Source organism: Treponema endosymbiont of Eucomonympha sp., assembly GCF_001028545.1.
Genome location: NZ_BBPW01000090.1, coordinates 1 through 3,000, shown reverse-complemented (window position 1 = coordinate 3,000; position 3,000 = coordinate 1). Strand labels below are relative to the sequence as shown.

Below are 3,000 nucleotides of genomic sequence, written 5' to 3'. Positions count from 1 at the left end.
CGACGTCGGCGAGCAGGGAACGCGCCCGTTCGAGCGCGGTTTTCTTGGGGACGCCCGCCATATACGCGGGGAGGAACACGTTCTCCAGCGCGGAGAAATCCTGCAGCAGGTAGTGAAACTGGAAAATCAGCGCGACATAGCGGGCGCGGTAGGACGCAAGTTCCTTCTCGCGGAGTGCGTCTATCCGCAGCCCGCCCGCCTCTATGGCGCCAGCGGTCGGCGCGTCAAGCCCTGCGATAAGGTGAAGCAGCGTGCTTTTGCCGCTACCGCTCTCGCCGATAATCACCGCGCGCTCGCCTTCTTCCACGCGCAAATCCAGCCCGCGGAGAATGTCGAGCCGCTCGCCCCCCGACTCGAACGTCTTTCCCAGCCCCCGCACCGAAAGCACCGCGTTATTCATCGCGCAGCACCTCCGCCGCCGGCAGTTTCAGCACCTGCCGACTTGCCGCCCGCGCCGCGACGACCGCCGAAAAGACGCCGAAGAAGACCGTCGCAAGAACTTCGGACGGGTACATTTGCGCAGGAATATCGGCATACACCCGATACATAGAGTTCTCCGGCAGCAGCGCGTACTGCGCGTCCGCAAGGAAGGTGAATATCGCGCTTATGTTTGTACAAACGAGTATGCTGAGTGCCAAGCCGGATGCCGCGCCCGACACGCCGACGATGAAGCCGCGCGCGACGAATATGCGCTGAATAGCGCCGGCGGTACCGCCCAGCGCGGAAAGCACCGCGATTTCGGCGCGGCGCTCGAACACCGTGCGGCGCATTCCGTGATATATATTCGCCGCCACCACCACATAAATGATAAACAGCAGCGCCGACAGCACACCCTTCTCCGCTTGAAGCGCGCCGAAAAACGAGCGGTTGTACTCCTGCCACGATTCCCACGCGCTCCGTTCCCCTAGCCCGTTTTCCGGGAACGCCGTCGCCGCCTTTGTCTTGAGCCGCAGAACGACCTGCTCCGCGCGGTAGGGGTGCCGGATTTTGACGCTATATGTGCGCCGCGCCGTTCCGCCGAAATACCGTGCACCGTCCTCAAGCGAGATGAACGCATACGCCGCGTTTATGTCCGAATAGCCGGAACTGAATATGCCGGTAACGGTAAAACGGCGGTCGGCGGAGAAGAGTTCCACGCCGGCACCGCCCGAAAGCGCCAGCAGGCTGACGGTGCTCCCCATCGACACGCCGAGCGCGTCTGCGAGGGCGTCCCCCAGCACGATAGAGTCGGGCGCCGACAAATCAAAGCTGCCCTGTATGAGCCGTGCTTCCCGTCCGAACCCTTCGTCGGCGGCGGGCAAGTTGCGCGGCACTGCTCGGACGAGCGCTGTGCTCTGCATTTCCGCATTCTCGTCGGTCATCAGCGTCTGCGCCTCATAAAACGGTGTCGCGGCGAGCACTTCCCGGTCAGACAGGCAGAGTGCGGCGAATGCGTCCGGCGCGGCGTCCGTTTCGCAGCGGATATGCGACGAACTGATTTCCATGATGCTGTCGATATACGCCCGTTGGAACCCGTTCATCACCGAAAGCGTTACCAACAATGTTGTTACCCCCAAGCAAATTCCCAGCGCCGACAGAACGCCCGTTGCCGGCGAGCGCGATTTCCGGTCGACGCGGGAAAAACGCCGCGACACAAAGACTATCCACCGCAACTGGGCAAGCAGACCGGGACGTTTCCAAGTTGCCGCTTCAGGGGGTGGGCTGGGTGCTGGGCGGCGAATGCGTGCGCGTTTCACAGTGCTTGCCTTCTCGTTTTTTTGCTCACGGGGCACCTAACAGAGAATGTGTGTGGCTCAAAACTGCTTCCTTCTGACTTCTTTGCCGTCCTGTAGGTAGAGTTCCAGCACTTTGCGGTTGTCGCGGTAATACGTCTGCACCGACAGCCCGTACGCCAGATACCGGATTTCGGCATACGCCGTCTCGGACTCGTGCATCAGCTTGAATTTAAGCTCCCCGTCGAGATATCGCTCGCAGTCCGGCTCCGCCGCTTTGCCCGTATATCGGTACTGCACCCGTTCTGTAACCGCCTTGCCCTGCTCGTCGAATGTTTTGACGGTTTTTTCGACGAGACGGTTCTCCGCGTCGTAGGTGAAATCTTCCCGCGAAAACGCCTTTTGCTGCTCGTCGGATTCGCGGTACACCGCCACGCTTTCGGTATCCCCGCTGAGGCGATACCGTATTTCTTCAAGTCGTTGCTCAGCCGGAACGCGGTGCGTCTTTGATACGGCGCGGGGCGAATCCCCGTCGTACCGGTACTCGGTAATCGACTTGCATACCAGTCCCTCCGCTGGCGTGTCGTCCGGAATTTCCGCCTCTGCTGCCGACTCTGTCTTTTCCGTTATCTCCGCTGGTGATTCCAGCATGTCTGTCGTTGATTCTTCCGCAAGCTCTAGTATGTCTGTCGCAGGTTTCGCTTTTCCCGCTGGTTCTGTCGACGATTCTGAAGTATCTGCTGCCGTTGGATCCTTTTTTTTTGTTTTTTCTGCTGTTTTTGCTGATGATTCTGAGGTGGCTGCTACTGGTTCCGTCTTTTCTGCCGTCTTCGGTGTATCTGCCGTTGATTTTGTTTTTCCCACTGTATCCAGAGTGTTTGCCGCTGGTTCAGAAGACACCTTCCACACCGTTCGAGTAAGCAGTCTGCCGTGTTCGTCGTAATTCACCCGTATAATCGTGTTCGCGTCCCCCGTTATCAAGCTGAGGCGCGGTTTTATTTGCAAGATAGCCATTAGTTCGTCGTCGGCAGCGTAGCGGCGAAGCCGCCTGTCCGCGTCAAAATACACGTCCGTCGGTGAAACGTCCGGCAAATCGGCTCCGGCGCGCAGTTCTACGGCTTTTCCGTCCGGCTCGTGCCCGAATGTTGCGTCAGCGAAGTCAGCTTTTTCGTGCGGCGGCTTTTCAATTTCCGCCACTGCTCGTTTGTCAGAGGGGGATCCTTCAGAAGGCAGACCGAGTTCCACGCTTGTTTCGTCGACAAGCGGGGCAGGCGGTGCCGTATCGTCA

The 3,000-nt window shown here is 59.4% G+C and carries 3 protein-coding genes; all 3 read right to left on the bottom strand.

Annotated features, from left to right (window positions below):
• On the bottom strand, nt 1-400 hold a 400-nt coding region (locus AWU74_RS04625), incomplete at its 3' end, for an ABC transporter ATP-binding protein (RefSeq protein WP_162504815.1).
• Nucleotides 393-1,736, bottom strand: coding sequence for an ABC transporter permease (locus tag AWU74_RS04620; RefSeq protein WP_238580164.1), 1,344 nt, complete (start codon nt 1,734-1,736; stop codon nt 393-395). The genes AWU74_RS04620 and AWU74_RS04625, both read right to left, overlap by 8 nt.
• 57 nt (nt 1,737-1,793) lie before the next feature.
• A partial coding sequence (locus AWU74_RS04615; RefSeq protein WP_238580163.1) for a hypothetical protein occupies nt 1,794-3,000 on the bottom strand: 1,207 nt, incomplete at its 5' end.